The organism is Bacillus pinisoli (genome assembly GCF_023036475.1).
Lineage (GTDB): Bacteria > Bacillota > Bacilli > Bacillales > SA4 > Bacillus_BS > Bacillus_BS pinisoli.
On record NZ_JAJQKI010000002.1, the window covers coordinates 297,984 to 313,948 of the forward strand.

The 15,965-nt window shown below is 37.4% G+C and carries 17 protein-coding genes; all 17 read right to left on the reverse strand.

Going from position 1 to position 15,965, the window contains the following annotated elements; genetic code table 11:
• Window positions 1-2 precede the first annotated feature (2 nt).
• Window positions 3-545 (reverse strand): ATP-dependent protease subunit HslV, encoded by a 543-nt coding sequence (hslV, locus tag LT143_RS03925; protein ID WP_246939969.1) that lies wholly within the window; start codon window positions 543-545, stop codon window positions 3-5.
• A 22-nt stretch (window positions 546-567) separates the two neighbouring features.
• Window positions 568-1,467 (reverse strand): tyrosine recombinase XerC, encoded by a 900-nt coding sequence (gene xerC / locus LT143_RS03930; protein WP_246940386.1) that lies wholly within the window; start codon window positions 1,465-1,467, stop codon window positions 568-570.
• A gap of 67 nt (window positions 1,468-1,534) precedes the next feature.
• A complete protein-coding gene (gene trmFO, locus LT143_RS03935) occupies window positions 1,535-2,839 on the reverse strand; it encodes an FADH(2)-oxidizing methylenetetrahydrofolate--tRNA-(uracil(54)-C(5))-methyltransferase TrmFO (RefSeq protein ID WP_246939972.1) in 1,305 nt (434 codons plus the stop codon).
• Between the two features lie 93 nt (window positions 2,840-2,932).
• On the reverse strand, window positions 2,933-5,008 hold the full coding sequence (topA, locus tag LT143_RS03940; RefSeq protein ID WP_246939975.1) for a type I DNA topoisomerase: 2,076 nt from the start codon (window positions 5,006-5,008) through the stop codon (window positions 2,933-2,935).
• A gap of 203 nt (window positions 5,009-5,211) precedes the next feature.
• The gene (gene dprA, locus LT143_RS03945; protein ID WP_246939980.1) at window positions 5,212-6,099 is read right to left on the reverse strand and encodes a DNA-processing protein DprA; all 888 of its coding nucleotides are present in this window, start codon (window positions 6,097-6,099) and stop codon (window positions 5,212-5,214) included.
• Window positions 6,100-6,164: 65 nt separating this feature from the next.
• Window positions 6,165-7,067 carry a succinate--CoA ligase subunit alpha gene (gene sucD / locus LT143_RS03950; RefSeq protein ID WP_246939983.1) on the reverse strand — a complete coding sequence of 301 codons (903 nt, stop codon included), beginning with the start codon at window positions 7,065-7,067 and terminating at the stop codon, window positions 6,165-6,167.
• A gap of 18 nt (window positions 7,068-7,085) precedes the next feature.
• Complete coding sequence (sucC, locus tag LT143_RS03955; protein WP_246939986.1) at window positions 7,086-8,246, reverse strand: ADP-forming succinate--CoA ligase subunit beta; 1,161 nt, start codon at window positions 8,244-8,246, stop codon at window positions 7,086-7,088.
• Between the two features lie 219 nt (window positions 8,247-8,465).
• Window positions 8,466-8,759 carry an EscU/YscU/HrcU family type III secretion system export apparatus switch protein gene (locus tag LT143_RS03960; protein ID WP_246939989.1) on the reverse strand — a complete coding sequence of 98 codons (294 nt, stop codon included), beginning with the start codon at window positions 8,757-8,759 and terminating at the stop codon, window positions 8,466-8,468.
• On the reverse strand, window positions 8,756-10,399 hold the full coding sequence (locus LT143_RS03965; RefSeq protein WP_246939992.1) for a hypothetical protein: 1,644 nt from the start codon (window positions 10,397-10,399) through the stop codon (window positions 8,756-8,758). The genes LT143_RS03960 and LT143_RS03965 overlap by 4 nt, the downstream gene beginning before the upstream one ends.
• 18 nt (window positions 10,400-10,417) lie before the next feature.
• Window positions 10,418-11,191 carry a ribonuclease HII gene (locus LT143_RS03970; RefSeq protein WP_246939995.1) on the reverse strand — a complete coding sequence of 258 codons (774 nt, stop codon included), beginning with the start codon at window positions 11,189-11,191 and terminating at the stop codon, window positions 10,418-10,420.
• 66 nt (window positions 11,192-11,257) lie between these two features.
• On the reverse strand, window positions 11,258-12,118 hold the full coding sequence (gene ylqF / locus LT143_RS03975; protein WP_246939998.1) for a ribosome biogenesis GTPase YlqF: 861 nt from the start codon (window positions 12,116-12,118) through the stop codon (window positions 11,258-11,260).
• Between the two features lie 337 nt (window positions 12,119-12,455).
• Window positions 12,456-13,007, reverse strand: coding sequence for a signal peptidase I (gene lepB, locus LT143_RS03980; RefSeq protein WP_246940001.1), 552 nt, complete (start codon window positions 13,005-13,007; stop codon window positions 12,456-12,458).
• A 167-nt stretch (window positions 13,008-13,174) separates the two neighbouring features.
• Entirely contained in the window at window positions 13,175-13,519 is a 345-nt protein-coding gene (gene rplS, locus LT143_RS03985; RefSeq protein ID WP_246940003.1) for a 50S ribosomal protein L19, read from the reverse strand.
• A gap of 140 nt (window positions 13,520-13,659) precedes the next feature.
• Window positions 13,660-14,397 (reverse strand): tRNA (guanosine(37)-N1)-methyltransferase TrmD, encoded by a 738-nt coding sequence (gene trmD, locus LT143_RS03990; RefSeq protein ID WP_246940007.1) that lies wholly within the window; start codon window positions 14,395-14,397, stop codon window positions 13,660-13,662.
• Window positions 14,398-14,913: a ribosome maturation factor RimM gene (gene rimM / locus LT143_RS03995; protein ID WP_246940010.1), complete on the reverse strand. Its 516-nt coding sequence runs from the start codon at window positions 14,911-14,913 to the stop codon at window positions 14,398-14,400.
• Between the two features lie 12 nt (window positions 14,914-14,925).
• Window positions 14,926-15,303 (reverse strand): YlqD family protein, encoded by a 378-nt coding sequence (locus tag LT143_RS04000; RefSeq protein WP_246940014.1) that lies wholly within the window; start codon window positions 15,301-15,303, stop codon window positions 14,926-14,928.
• A 427-nt stretch (window positions 15,304-15,730) separates the two neighbouring features.
• A complete protein-coding gene (locus LT143_RS04005) occupies window positions 15,731-15,961 on the reverse strand; it encodes a KH domain-containing protein (RefSeq protein ID WP_246940017.1) in 231 nt (76 codons plus the stop codon).
• Between the last annotated feature and the right edge of the window lie 4 nt (window positions 15,962-15,965).

Here is a 15,965-nt window from a genome sequence, read left to right on the forward strand (position 1 = left end):
CCTTATAGTTCTTCAACTATGATTTGGTCATTAGTATACACGCAGATCTCTTCAGCAACTTCTAGTGCCGCTTGAGCAATTTCTTTAGCCGTCATTGTTGTACCTGCATATTTTTTTAACGCTCTACCTGCAGAAAGGGCATAATTTCCTCCTGAGCCAATTGCTAGAATACCATCATCAGGCTCAATTACCTCTCCTGTACCAGAAACTAAGAGAAGATGCTCATGGTTCATTACGATAAGCATTGCCTCTAATTTTCTTAATACTTTGTCACTTCTCCACTCTTTTGCTAGTTCCACTGCTGCCCTTTGAAGATTTCCGTTATATTCTTCTAGTCGCCCTTCGAACTTTTCAAAAAGAGTAAAAGCATCAGCTACTGAACCTGCAAAACCAGCAAGCACTCGTCCTTGAAAGAGTCTTCTTACTTTCTTCGCCGTATGCTTCATAACAACCGCATTCCCAAATGTTACTTGACCATCTCCAGACATTGCACATTGACCGTTATGTTGAACTGCAAAAATAGTTGTTGCATGAAATGTAGACATTGTGAAGTCTCCTTTCAATATTCTATGCTCTAGGATGATGATTCATATAAATTGTTTTTAGTCTGTCCTTTGTAACATGAGTATATATTTGAGTAGATGAAAGCTGAGAATGACCTAAAAGTTCCTGGACTGTCCGTAAGTCAGCTCCTTCATTTAACATATGTGTCGCAAAAGTATGTCTTAACACGTGAGGACTTATATGAATAGTTAAGCTCGCCTGTTCAATCAAATCATTGAGTATAACCCTGACTCCTCTTGGTGTCAACTGAGTACCTCTGTAGTTCAGAAACAATGCTTCGCTATTATTTTTACCTTTAAGGAGAAGCTCCTTCCTACCATTTTCTATATATGTTTCAAGAGCATCACTTGCAAAGCTCCCAAAAGGTACATAACGTTGTTTACTTCCTTTACCATGAACTAGTATCGTTCCAAGACTAAAGTCAAGATCTGGTAACTCCAATTTACAACATTCGCTTACACGTATTCCCGTCGCATACAACAACTCAAGGATGGCTTGATTTCTTTGACCCAACGGTGTTGAAACATCACTAACCTCAAAAAGCTTTGCAAGCTCGTCATGGTATAGGAATTGAGGTACACGCTGCTCTCTCTTTGGTAGTGATACGAGTGCAAACGGGTTATCATTAACAATATGTTCTCTCATTAAAAACTTGTAAAAACTTCTTAGGCTAGAAATTTTACGAGCAACAGATTTTCTTGCCAACTTCTGTTTAAATAGTTTTGTTAAGTAAATACGTACCTCTGTGTATGTAACTTGTGTAAGTTGATTAACTCCTTCTGAATCCATAAAACGAGCAAACTCTTCAATGTCCTGTGTATAATATACGATTGTATAAACAGAATAGTTTCGTTCTATTTGTAAATATTCCGTAAAACTTTTTAGTAGTTCCTTTGTCGTTATCACGCCATCACCTCACAAGGGCGAATAAATCTTAACACAATTTATTCGCCCTTGCAATGATAAACCATTATTTATTTATAAAATTCTGAATTGTTTCCAGCGCTCTGGAAGCGAATGCTTCATTTCGAGCTTGTTTATTTTTAATTTTCTTATCTAGTTCTCTAAATAACCCAAAGTTAGCATTCATCGGTTGGAAGTTATTTGGGTTAGCTGTTGTAATATATCTTGCCATACTTCCAATTGCCGTTTCATGAGGAAATATTACTAACTCCTCTCCCAATACAAGGTTAGCCGCATTCATACCTGCAACTAGTCCAGAAGCGGCTGATTCAACATACCCTTCCACACCTGTCATCTGTCCCGCAAAAAATAAATCCTCTCTTTCACGATATTGATAAGTAGGTTTTAATAACTTTGGAGAACTAATAAAGGTGTTTCGATGCATCACACCATAACGAACAATTTCAGCATTTTCTAATCCTGGAATTAACCGGATCACTTCTTTTTGAGCTCCCCACTTCAAATGTGTCTGAAATCCGACAATATTGTATAGAGTACCAGCTGCATCGTCTTGTCTTAACTGAACAACTGCATGCGGTATTTTCCCAGTTTTCGGGTCCTCTAAACCAACAGGCTTCATCGGACCAAATAATAAAGTCTTCTTTCCTCTTCCAGCCATCACTTCAAACGGCATGCAACCTTCAAAAAAGACCTCTTTTTCAAATTCTTTCAGAGGAACTGCTTCTGCGGCCATTACTGCTTCATAAAAACAATCAAACTCCGCTTCTGTCATGGGACAATTTAGGTACGCTGCATCTCCCTTGTCATATCGAGATTTAAGATACACCTTTTCCATGTCAATGCTATCTTTTTCAATAATAGGAGCTGCAGCATCATAAAAATACAAATACTCTTCCCCTGTTAGGCTTTTAAGCTTGTCCGAGAGAGTTTGAGAAGTTAATGGACCTGTTGCTATTATCGTTGGTCCTTCAGGAATGTCTGTAATCTCCTCATTAAACACTGTAACATTGGGATGATTTTTGACAGAATCAGTCACATAGGCTGCAAATTCATGTCGGTCTACTGCGAGTGCTCCACCTGCAGGAACCGAGCAAGCATCAGCCGATTTTATAATAATAGAATTTAGCATTCTCATCTCTTCTTTGAGAACTCCGACTGCATTCGTTAAATTATTTGCACGTAAAGAATTACTGCACACCAATTCAGCAAATTTATCTGTGTGATGTGCTGGTGTTTGTTTTACGGGTCTCATTTCATAAAGATTCACTTTTATTCCTCGATTTGCAAGTTGCCAAGCTGCTTCAGACCCAGCTAAACCTGCACCTATGACATGAACGACCTGATTACTCATGTAAAGACCTCCAACCCTAAAAAAATGCTTTTCTTATCCTGATAAAAAATCAAACTTAGCTAAAAACAGAACGATGTGAGAAAACTCACATCGTTACTTTTGTTGATCTTCTTTATAGTCACAGCTAATACACTGTACTTGAATACCTTTTTTCAACTTCTTCTCAACTAATAAAGACTCGCACTTTGGACATTTTCTTGCAATCGGCTTATCCCAAGAAATAAATTCACACTCAGGATATTGATCACATCCATAAAAGATACGACGCTTTTTACTTTTTCTTTCAATAATTTTTCCTTTTTCACAGTTCGGACAATCTACACCGATATCTTTAACAATGGCTTTAGTATGTCGACATTCTGGGAAGTTAGAACACGCCATAAATTTACCATATCGCCCCATTTTGTAGACCATGCCATGACCACACTTCTCACAGTCTTCGCCTGCAGGTTCATCTTTAATTTCAATTTCCTGCATTTCGTGTTCAGCTTTTTCAAGACGTTTTTCAAAGCCTTTATAGAACTCATCAATAATATTGACCCAGTCCACATCACCGTCTTCTACGGCATCTAAGCTTGTTTCCATTTTTGCTGTGAAATCAAGGTCAATAATCTCAGGAAAAAATTCCATCACTAAACTAACGACAATCTCACCTAATTCGGTTGGAACAAAACGCTTATTATCAAGAGCAACATAACCACGTTTTTGAATTGTATCTAAAGTAGGTGCATACGTGGACGGCCTACCTATCCCTGACTCCTCAAGGGTCTTTACAAGCCTCGCTTCAGAGTATCGCGGCGGCGGCTGAGTAAAGTGCTGATTTTCCTCAATATCCTTAAGAACCAGTTTTTCACCCTCTTCTAAAGGTGGAAGGAGACGGTCTTTTTCTTCATCTTGATCATCATTTCCTTCAACATATACCTTCATAAAACCCGGGAATTTTATTTTAGAACCAGTTGCCCTAAAGATGACTCCATTGTTTTCTAAATCAACTGTCATCGTATCCATGATGGCAGGTGCCATCTGACTAGCTAAAAAGCGCTCGAATATGAGTTTGTAAAGACGCAACTGATCACGTGATAAGAACTCTTTTATATCATTAGGTGTACGACTTGTAGAAGTCGGTCTGATACCTTCATGAGCATCCTGCGCATTTTGATTCTTTTTGTTTACTTTTGTTTCATTAGCTAAATATTCTTTACCATAATTAGATGTAATAAACTCTGACGCTTCTTGCTTAGCCGTATCGGAGATTCGAGTAGAGTCCGTTCTCATATAGGTAATTAATCCGACGGTACCTTCTTTTCCTAAATCGATTCCTTCATAGAGTTGCTGAGCTAGCATCATGGTCTTTTTTGCTCTAAAATTTAGCTTTCTAGCAGCTTCTTGCTGTAGAGAAGACGTTATAAATGGTGGTGCTGGATTACGCTTACGTTCTCTCTTATTGACGCTCTTAATTGTAAAGGACTTTCCGTCTAACTTCTTCTTAATTGCCTCTACTTCTTCTTTAGTTTTGAGCTCTGTTTTTTTACCATCGACTCCATAAAAATCTGCCTCTATTATTTCTTTACTCTTTAGAAAATCTGCTTTAATACTCCAATACTCTTCAGGTACAAACGCTTGTATTTCTTTTTCTCGTTCAATAATAAGTCTAACAGCAACCGATTGTACCCTTCCGGCACTTAAGCCTTTTTTAACTTTCTTCCATAGTAATGGACTGATATTGTAGCCCACTAATCGATCTAGAATACGACGTGCTTGCTGAGCATCAACTAGATCCATGTTAATAGCACGTGGATGCTTAAATGATTCTTTTATAGCGTCTTTTGTTATTTCGTTAAAGACAACACGGCAATCAGAAGTAATATCTACATCAAGTGTATGGGCCAGATGCCAAGCAATTGCTTCCCCTTCGCGGTCAGGGTCAGCTGCGAGGTATATTTTCTTTGCTTTTTTGGCAGCTGTTTTTAATTCTTTTAATACAGGACCTTTTCCTCGAATGGTTATATATTTTGGTGAATAATGATCTTCAACTTGAACACCCATTTGACTCTTTGGTAAGTCGCGGACATGTCCCATTGATGCTTTAACTTTATATTTTTTCCCTAAATATCGTTCTATTGTTTTAGCCTTAGCAGGCGATTCAACAATTACTAGATAATCTGCCATATGTATGTGTTCCTCCTTAAGAGGTAATAGTTCAAGAAAATAATGTATGAAATCTTCACTTATATTAAATATTGATTAACCATTTGTCAAACTAAATTACATATTTTTGTTAAATTTGATTAGGTTAATAGCAAGTACCTGTTGTTTAATACGCTCATCTTCTATTATATTACTCTGTATTTTTTTTACTTTTACATTCTAAGCTACAACTGATCATTCAACTCCATAACTATATCCTCTGGTGTTAAAACCATTTTTGCTCCCTGTTGGATTAACAGATTAGACCCTTTAGAATAGCTTGAAGTAGCCGGTCCAGGAACGGCAAAAACTTCTCTATTCTGCTCTAGGGCAAAATCGGCTGTTATTAAAGACCCACTTTTTTCTTTTGCTTCTATAACAATAGTCCCGAGTGATAAACCACTAATAATTCGGTTTCTAGCCGGAAAATGCCATTTTTGAGGCTTACGGTCTGGTGGATATTCGGAAACTAATACCCCTTCCTTACACAGCTTATGGGCAAGTAATTGATTCTCTTTTGGATAGAGCCAATTAAATCCTGAACCAAGTACAGCAATTGTATGACCGTTATTAGCATCTGTGACTTCGTGAACAAGTGCATCTATACCTTTCGCAAGACCACTGACTGTTGTCCACTGCTCTTTTACAAGTTTACTTACAAAGAACTGAGTCATTTTCTTTCCATATGAAGTGGGAGTTCTCGTACCTACAATTGAAAGCATTTTATTATTAAGTAATATGTCACAATTTCCCATTACATATAACACCCAGGGTGGATTATAAATATGCTTTAGTCTTGGCGGATATGTATCGTCAAACCTTGTTATGCACTGAATATTTTGACTATTGTATTTTTCTAGCATACTTCCAATTGTCACAGAATGCAAACTTTTATAGATGGAGTTCAGTTTATCTGAAGGTATTTTAAATTGTAGCTTTTCTTGCAGATGAAGAGGAGAGTGCTTATAGAAGCTTTCTAAAGTGGGGTCAACTTCAAGAATGGAATGGAGAATGTTCCAAGTAACCTCTCCACATCTATGAAGATGTAGAAGTCTCTGAGTAAATAGATTCATTTTTACCTCCCTTTTATATGAAGAAATAAGTAGCTCCATATAGGAGCTACTCTATAAACATTACATTAGTGAGTTTTACACTTTTCGTAAATTCCACGCTCATGAAGCACTGAGATTAATGTTTCACCCATAACAGATGGAGTGTCAGCAACCTTAATTCCACATTCGTTCATTACGCGAATCTTCTCGTCTGCAGTACCTTTACCACCAGAAATAATCGCACCAGCATGGCCCATACGCTTTCCTGGAGGTGCTGTACGTCCACCGATGAATCCTACAACAGGCTTCGTCATATTTGCCTTTACCCATTCAGCTGCTTCTTCTTCAGCTGTTCCACCGATTTCACCAATCATAATGACTGCATACGTATCTTCATCTTCGTTAAATGCTTTTAATACGTCGATAAAGTTCGTTCCATTAACAGGGTCTCCTCCAATACCAACCGCTGAAGATTGACCAATACCTGCTTGCGTTAATTGGTGAACAGCTTCATAAGTTAGTGTTCCTGAACGAGAAACAACCCCAACATGTCCTTTTGTATGAATGTAGCCTGGCATAATACCAATCTTACACTCATCAGGAGTAATAACACCTGGACAGTTTGGACCTACTAGGCGAGTCTTTTTACCTTCCATATAACGCTTAACCTTTGTCATATCAAGCACTGGAATATGCTCTGTAATACAAATTACAAGATCTAACTCAGCGTCTACACCTTCCATGATTGCATCTGCAGCAAATGGAGCTGGAACATAGATAACAGAAACGTTAGCACCCGTTTTTTCAACAGCTTCTGAAACTGTGTTGAATACAGGTACCCCTTCCACTTCAGTTCCACCTTTACCAGGAGTAACCCCACCAACAATCTTTGTTCCGTATTCAAGCATTTGCTTTGTATGGAAAGCTGCAGTTGAACCTGTAATACCTTGTACGATTACCTTTGTGTCTTTATTAACAAATACGCTCATGTTTGTCCCCTGCCTTTCTTATCCTACTAGTGATACAATCTTTTGTGCGCCGTCAGCCATAGAATCAGCTGCAACAATATCTAAACCAGATTCAGCAAGAATCTGCTTACCTAAGTCAACGTTTGTACCTTCTAAACGTACTACTAAAGGTACACTTAATTGAACTTGCTTTGCAGCTTCTACTACACCTGTTGCAATAATGTCACATTTCATGATTCCACCAAAGATATTAACGAAAATACCTTTAACGTTTTGATCTGAAAGAATGATTTTAAATGCTTCTGCAACCTTTTCTGCTGTTGCACTACCACCAACATCAAGGAAATTAGATGGGCTTCCACCGTAATGCTTGATGATGTCCATAGTAGCCATTGCAAGGCCAGCACCATTTACCATACAACCAATATTTCCATCTAGTGAGATATAAGCAAGATCATATTTTGAAGCTTCAACTTCCTTTGGATCTTCTTCTTCAAGATCACGTAATTCTAAGATATCTTTATGACGATATAGTGCATTAGAATCAAAGTTTAACTTTGCGTCAAGAGCCATTACATCACCATCACCAGTTACTACAAGTGGGTTAATTTCAGCAATTGAACAATCTTTTTCAACAAATGCTGTATAAAGACCCATCATGAACTTAACTGCTTTTCCAACTAGTTCTTTAGGGATGTTAATGTTGAAAGCAATTCTTCTTGCTTGGAAGCCTTGTAGACCTACAGCAGGATCAATTACTTCTTTGAAGATCTTTTCAGGAGTAGCTTCTGCCACTTCTTCAATCTCCGTTCCACCTTCTTCAGAAGCCATAAGAACAACGCGTGAAGTAGCGCGATCAAGTACTAACCCAACATAATATTCCTTTTTAATGTCGCAGCCTTCCTCAATTAGTAAACGCTTTACTTCTTTACCTTCTGGGCCTGTTTGGTGAGTAACTAGTGTTTTACCTAGAATTTCGCTAGCATATGTACGAACTTCATCTAAGTTTTTAGCGACTTTAACACCACCAGCTTTTCCACGTCCACCTGCATGAATTTGTGCTTTTACTACACAAACTTGTGTACCTAATTCTTTAGCAGCTTCTACAGCTTCTTCAACAGTAAAAGCAACTCTACCATTTGGGACCGAAACCCCATATTTTCTGAGGACCTCTTTACCTTGATACTCATGGATATTCATTGTTCATCCTCCTATCATTATGTAACAAAAATAATAGACTGCGTTTTCATTGTATAAAATGAGACGTACCTTGTCTAGCATAACTCAATAATAAATATACAACTGAGAGATTTCTAAATTTTCAATAAACTTTAAATATCTATAATTTTATTATTCTTAATATTAACTACGCTCTTCAACACTAGAATTATACAAGGAAAATCCAGGAAAAAAGCCCACTCATGAGTGAGTAGGCTTTTTTAGTTCTCGGTCAACTCGATAGACAAAAGCAAAAACTTCTGCCACTGCCTGATAGAGCTCTTCAGGAATAGATTCATTAATTTGAAGTTGACTCAGTAGCTCAACTAATGAGGTATCCTCTTGTATAGGAATATTATTTTCTTTGGCTTTTTGAATAATATTTTCTGCCACTAGGCCTTTTCCCTTAGCAACTACTTTCGGGGCACTATTTGTTATAGGATCATAGGACAGAGCTAATGCTTCCCTCCGTGCTTCAAGCTTGTAATCTGTCATATTTTTAGATCCACTCCTTGGTAATCCTTCTGTTTAAAGTTAAAAGCCTTAGGATCTTGTTGATTTGTAGATTTTTTCTCAAGAGAATCTATAACCTTTACGGAGGATAATATATAATCCAATGAAGATAGATTCTCTTTTAATATATTATATCCTTTTGAAACAATGTGTTGAAGACCTTCTGTTTCATTAAAGATGGATATATTTATAACGCGATTTTGAACTTGCATATCAATGATCGTCTGGTTAATATTCTCTAAATCTAGGTAAAATAAAATCCTGCAGAAGCCTGAGTCAATCTGACCGTCCTTCTTTTTTCTCCCACTCCATTGGATTGTGATATCGGTTAATTTATTGCCTAAAGCAAGAGGGAACTGCATGTATAACTGTTGTATCGGTCCATTTGATTCTTGAGCCAGCAGCTGCATTCCTGTTAGACGATGTAGCAACGACTCCATTTCCTTCCCATTTGGTCCAAGTTCAGCTATTGCTTGTAATAAAAGCGCTTTTAGGGATTCCAATTTAGCTGGAGCCTCTATATCATTTTTTACAAACGTCGCTATTTCTCTTTCATGCTCTAATCCCAATGTCTGAATCATTTGCTTTAATTGGTGTTTTACTTCGGTACCATCTTCCAAAAAACTTTGTGTGAATTGATTAAATTTATCTAATAGCTCTTTTATTAAATTTGCTTCCACAGGCGAAGTTGTACCTGAATTCCCTTGAGCTAACTCTCTCATTCTGGCTGAAATCTTAGACAAGTCCACTGGGGAAAGTGAGTTAACTACTTGTTTTATCATTTCTTTTTCTGCTGGGTTAGACGTTCCATTTATACTTAGTTGATCCGTTTTTAATAGTGTTTCTGGTAGAGAGGATTTACTAAATACTTGTAACTCATGAAGCAATTTTAGGGCCGCCTGTCTCGCTTCGTTTGAATTGTTAGAAGAAAACCATTGCTCAACGAGAGATTCGACTACCTTTTGACTCACAGTAATAGAATTCCCTTCCCTCAAACTTACTATAAGATCCTTTAGTTGTCCTGTTACCTCTGAATTCGAGAACTTTGGACTATCTAACAATTTCGCTAATTGTTCAAGTTGAGTAGATAGTTTAGAAGGTTTTTGAAACTCTATAAGTGATTTAAACGTTTCATTTGTAAACGGCAAGTCCTTTTTTAGCATCATCTCAATAGCGGCAGTTCCGTTAGAAGGTTTACTCAGCTCCTTGATCCACATGGAAGCTTTAGAGAGTTGTTCCTTTGTAAATGGTAGATTGGAAGTTAATAAAAACTGTAAAAGTTGATGATTTAGTTTTGTATCTGATAATTGAAACTGACTAAGTAAAGAGCCAATTGAATCCTTTCCAGCTAATTGTCCTTTTGGATTATGCTCAATTACTTTTAACACTAAATCACCATTTTGAGATGGCTGTGCTTCAAACCAATACCTTCCGTTCGCTTCAATCGACGTATCTATTTGTGCATGGAGCCTAAGAGACCCAAGTTGAACAAGAGCGGTATTATTAGGAAATAATTTCTCAACTTTACCAGATATCACTTGTCCAGGTCGAAGTGATAAAGAGGGTGAACTATATATACGCTCACCGCTAATAAATGATGAGATGAGACTTGCAGGATTCATACCAGCACCTCCATACTCTTATTGAACGGCCACCTCTTTTATCGGAGCAAAAGAACGGCGGTGTTCAGAAATAATACCATATGACTCGATAGCTTCTAAATGCTGTCTTGTACCGTAGCCCATATGATTCTCAAATCCATAGTGTGGATACGTTTCACCAAGATTCTTCATGTATTTGTCTCTTGTAACTTTTGCGATAATTGAACTTGCTGCAATGGATACACTATTCTGGTCACCTTTTACAATTGAGTGCTGTGGTATATTAAGATTAAGTTTCATGGCATCAATTAATAAATGGTCGGGGTATGGTTTAAGTTGGTGGATAGCCTCTTCCATTGCAAGTTTCGTAGCCTCATATATATTAACTTCATCTATTTGAGAAGCATGAATCACACCTATTCCAATGCTAATAGCAAGGTCTTGAATCAGGTGATAGTAATACTCTCTTTTACTCTCCGTTAATTGCTTAGAGTCATTAATTCCGATTAACTCTACTTGTCTAGGTAGAATAACGGCTGCAGCAACCACAGGACCTGCTAGTGGGCCTCTCCCCACCTCGTCTACACCGGCAATAAGATGATACCCCTGTTCATGAAGTTCTCGCTCATATGTAGTCATCTGTTGCCATTGTTCCTGTTGTCGAAGCAATTCAGCTTGTTGCTTTTCATATTGCTCCATTAGTCGAATGACACCTTTTCGGGTATCTTTTTTAAATTTGGTTAATAGCTTATTATCTAAACTCGATTCTTTCATTAAAGAAGCTATTTCAGCTATCGTGTAATCTTCTTTCATACATAACACACTCCTAACTTTTATATCGGAAGTTTATAAAAAAAATAAAGACCTGATTATCAGGTCTTATTCGTTATTCCAATCAGACGGTGTTTCGAATGTTAATTTTCCAAGTTTGCCGGAACGAAGCTCTCTTAAAATCAACTCTGAAGTCTTATCATAATCAATAAGTCCACCACCCATTAGACATCCTCTCTTCTTACCAATCGCATCAAATAACTCCACGATATCTTCCGGAATCTCTTGGAGGTCATATCTTTTCTTCAACGCATCAGGATAATTATCTGTTAGAAATCTTAATGCAAATACGGCTACATCCTGCAAATTAATGATTGTATCCTTTATTGCACCTGTAGTTGCCAGGCGAAGGCCCACTAATTCATCTTCAAATTTTGGCCACAGAATTCCCGGTGTATCTAATAATTCCAATTCTTTTCCTACCTTAATCCACTGTTGAGCAGTAGTAACACCAGGTCGATCTCCCGTTTTTGCAATATTTCGTTTCGCTAATTTATTAATGAGTGTGGATTTACCCACATTTGGAATTCCAATGATGAGTACACGTATCGCACGTGGATTTAGCCCTTTCGCTCTCATTCTCTCCCATTTTTCATGGACAAGTTCCTGACAACTAAGAATAATTTGTTTTAAATTTGTACCAGATTGTGCATCTATAGCTAATGTCTTAATCCCTTTATTTTCAAAATGCTGAATCCATTCATTTGTCTTTCTATCATCTGCTAAATCTGCTTTATTCAGAAGCATTAACCTTGGCTTAGTTGAGACAATCTCGTCAATCATTGGATTTCTTGAAGAATTTGGAATTCTCGCGTCTGCTAATTCTACCACCACATCAATTAATTTAAGTTTTTCTTGTACTTGGCGCCTTGCTTTTGCCATATGTCCTGGAAACCATTGAATTGTCAAGATGTTCACCACCTTTTACTAGTTTTATTATAACTTCGATTTTTATACAATGGACATGTTAGTAGCTACTAAAAGATGAGTTTTTCTTTTCCTCATAATTTGTTGCTTTTCGTGAGTTACATGTAAATAAATTGTCGTTACATCGCGCTCCAGACACTTACTTTCCTTGGAAGGAAGGATATTTTCACTATCGTGAAAAGACCCTTTCCTCTACTTGCCGCAGGATCAAGTGTCTTTCGCTCCATTCCACCACCCATTAAGAGCCTAAGAAAAAGACAACTTATATGTAGGCATTAAAAAAGGGAATGAGTAAGACTCTTCCCTTCCTACTAAAATATTAATCGACAAAACGAATTTCAGAGAGAGGCCAATATACCACATTTGTCTTACCTATAACACTCTCCATTGGTACAAATCCAATATCTCTACTATCTTTACTAAATCGACGATTATCCCCCATTACAAAGAGATGACCTTCAGGAACTGTTTTCTCTCCCCATAATTGTTCTAACTCAAAATCATATGTTAGAGGTGCATCTATTAACTCGGTCTTCGCACCATCAAGATACGGTTCTTCTATGGGTTCACCATTTATGTATAACACATCATTTTTATATTCAACGTGATCGCCTGGAAGCCCTATTACACGCTTTATGTAATCCTTTTGCTCAGGTGCATGAAACACAACAATATCAAAACGTTTCGGTTCACCAATATTGTAGCTCAACTTGCTAACAACCATTCGATTCTGATCATGGAGGGTTGGCATCATTGATAATCCGTCTACAACAATTGGCGCAAAAAGAAAGTAACGTATACCTGCAGCTAATAATACAGCAATTACCAGTGCTTTCATCCATTCCCAAACTTCGCTTTTCTGACGGGTCATCACTTATCCTCCACTCATTATACCGGTTTATTAGAAAAGGAGCTTGATACTCAAGCTCCTGATTTCTTATTATATACACAGAGCAATTTACTACTTGCTCCCTAGCATTTAATAGGTTAAACTTCACATCATTGTGGACACGGCCACAATGATGGAAGTTTTTTAGCTTATCGTACCTCTTTAATACGTGCTGCTTTTCCACGTAGATTGCGTAAGTAGTACAGCTTCGCACGGCGAACTTTACCACGACGAATTACTTCGATTAGCGCAATTTTAGGTGAGTGTAATGGGAAAGTACGTTCAACACCAACACCGTAAGAGATCTTACGTACTGTGAATGTTTCGCTAATTCCTCCACCACGACGCTTAATCACAACACCTTCAAAAATCTGGATACGCTCACGAGTTCCTTCGACAACCTTTACGTGTACACGTACAGTGTCACCAGAACGGAAAGCTGGAAGATCAGATCTAAGTTGTTCTTTTGTGATATCTTCGATTAATTTTTGCATCGTATTCAACTCCTTCCGAACAGATGCTCATGACAACGCATTTTGGTCATTGCAGCGGAACACCGTTATACAGACATCAGCTTGTAAACAGCCTAAGTCACAAGTAACATCATACCATACAGATATATAGGTTGCAATAGCTAGTCAGTCTCTTTTTGAAGTTCAGATAACCATTTTTTTTGTTCTTGAGTAAGGTTTTCCTCAATAATTAAATCAGGTCTCCTGTTTAACGTTCTCCTAAGAGATTCTTTAGAGCGCCATTCTTCAATTTTTTTATGATTACCTGATAATAGTACATCAGGAACCTTATATCCTCTATATTCAGCTGGTCTAGTATATTGAGGGTGTTCCAGGTATCCTGTACTAAAGGAATCCTTTTTATGAGAAGCCTCATTGCCTAGTACATCCGGTAGTAATCTTACGACACTATCTACTATCACCATTGACGCTAACTCTCCACCTGTTAATACGTAGTCACCAATTGAAATTTCATCGGTAACTACATATTCTCGAATTCTTTCGTCATAACCTTCATAGTGTCCACAAATAAAAATCAAGTGATCTTCCCTAGCTAATTCCTCTGCTTTTTTTTGAGTGAATCTTTCCCCTTGAGGACACATCAAAATTACTCTGGGTGAAGAAGCGGCTTCCTCTTTCAAATGGTCCACAGCATCAAAAATAGGCTGAGGAGTAAGAACCATCCCTGCACCGCCACCATATGGATAATCATCAACATTCTTGTGTCTATTAGCTGAATAATCACGGAAATTAATGACATCAATTTGAACTGCCTCTCTCTCCTGAGCAATCTTCATCATGGAATGCTGCAGAACACCTGTAAACATGTCAGGAAAAAGAGTTAGAATGTTTATTTTCATTTATGAAAGCAATCCTTCCATAGGTTGAATAATAATGAGTTTATTTTCAGTATTAATTTCTTTAACAACCTCTTCAATATAAGGGATTAAGGCATCTTTTTGACCATGTCTTTGTATGACCCATACATCATTTGCACCTGTTGAGAGGATCTCTTTAACTTTACCGAGTTTTTCTCCCTCCACAGTTTCCACTGTACAACCAATGATTTCATGGTAATAGAATTCACCTTCATCTAATTCACCTTGTTGGTCTTCAGGTATCTTAATCATAGCTCCTTTAAAACGTTCAACATGATTCACATTTGTGTACCCTTCAAATAATAGTAAATCAAAATTTTTATGGACACGGTGTCCTGTCACTTTTACTTCAATAGGGTCTTCATTTTGTGAGAAGATAAACAATGTGTTTCCTTTGGCATATCTTTCCTCCGGGAAGTCAGTGGTTGAAATAACTCGAACCTCCCCCCTTATACCATGAGTGTTAACAATCTTTCCTACGTTAAACCATTTACTCAAACTTTGTCACCTCTATCTGATATCTACTACTTTGCCTTCTTTAACTACAATTGTCTTATCAAGCTCATTCCATTGGTCACCAATCTCAACATCAATTACAGCCTGGACTTCTTGTTGTTTAATCTCACTACCTACTGGTAGCATATGTAATTGCTCTATCATGAAATCAATATTATTTATTTTATCCAATCTAGCCTTTACTTCATGCTCATAGCTTTGCAGCTGAGAAAATTGATGCTTTTGATCTGCCCTCATTTTTTTCTGTTCAAACCGTAGCTGCTCACATTCTTTTTGGAGCTGGAGTTTTTGTTGTGAGAATTGCTCTACTAAATCATGTTTACTTTTTTCTGTCAGGATTTGTTTAACAATCACAGTTTGTAGAACTTTCAACCTAACTCCTCCTTAAAAGCAAGTTCGTCATTTTACGATTCTTATCTAGCAAACAAGACGCAAGCCCTACATGAACATTGAGACAAAAATAAGTAATGGTTTCTATACCTTTGTTCTTTTGTATGCCGCGCTTTCCTTAAGTGGGAAGATGTGGACAAATAAAGAGCAGAAAGGAATTGTGTCTCTAACAATAAAAGGCTCTATTCGGTATTGTTGCTTTCGGTAAAAATCCTAAAGCCGGATTTTTACTCGGAAGTACAGTGGTCAGAGTTGCTCTTTTCTTTTCTAATCATTATCACTTCGGTTTTATAGTATGAGATGTAGAAAAGAGTCCTATAAAAAAAGGGAGAGGAAAATCCCCACCCTTTAGTGTTTCTTGTTGAATTAAGCAACAGTGCTAGTCGCAACTGCAATGAAACGAAGCTTTTTACTGAATATCTAGATGTATACGCTTATTACTAGTTGATGAGGCAGAAGAGTAGATAACCGAACGGATCGCTTTTGCAACTCGTCCATTTTTACCTATGATTTTTCCTACATCATCTTTATGAACAGTAAGCTTATAAGTAATATGATGGCTGTCTTCGACTTCATCGATGACAACCTCCTCCGGATAATCCACTAAAGGCTTTACAATCGTTTCAATTAATTCTTTCATCTGA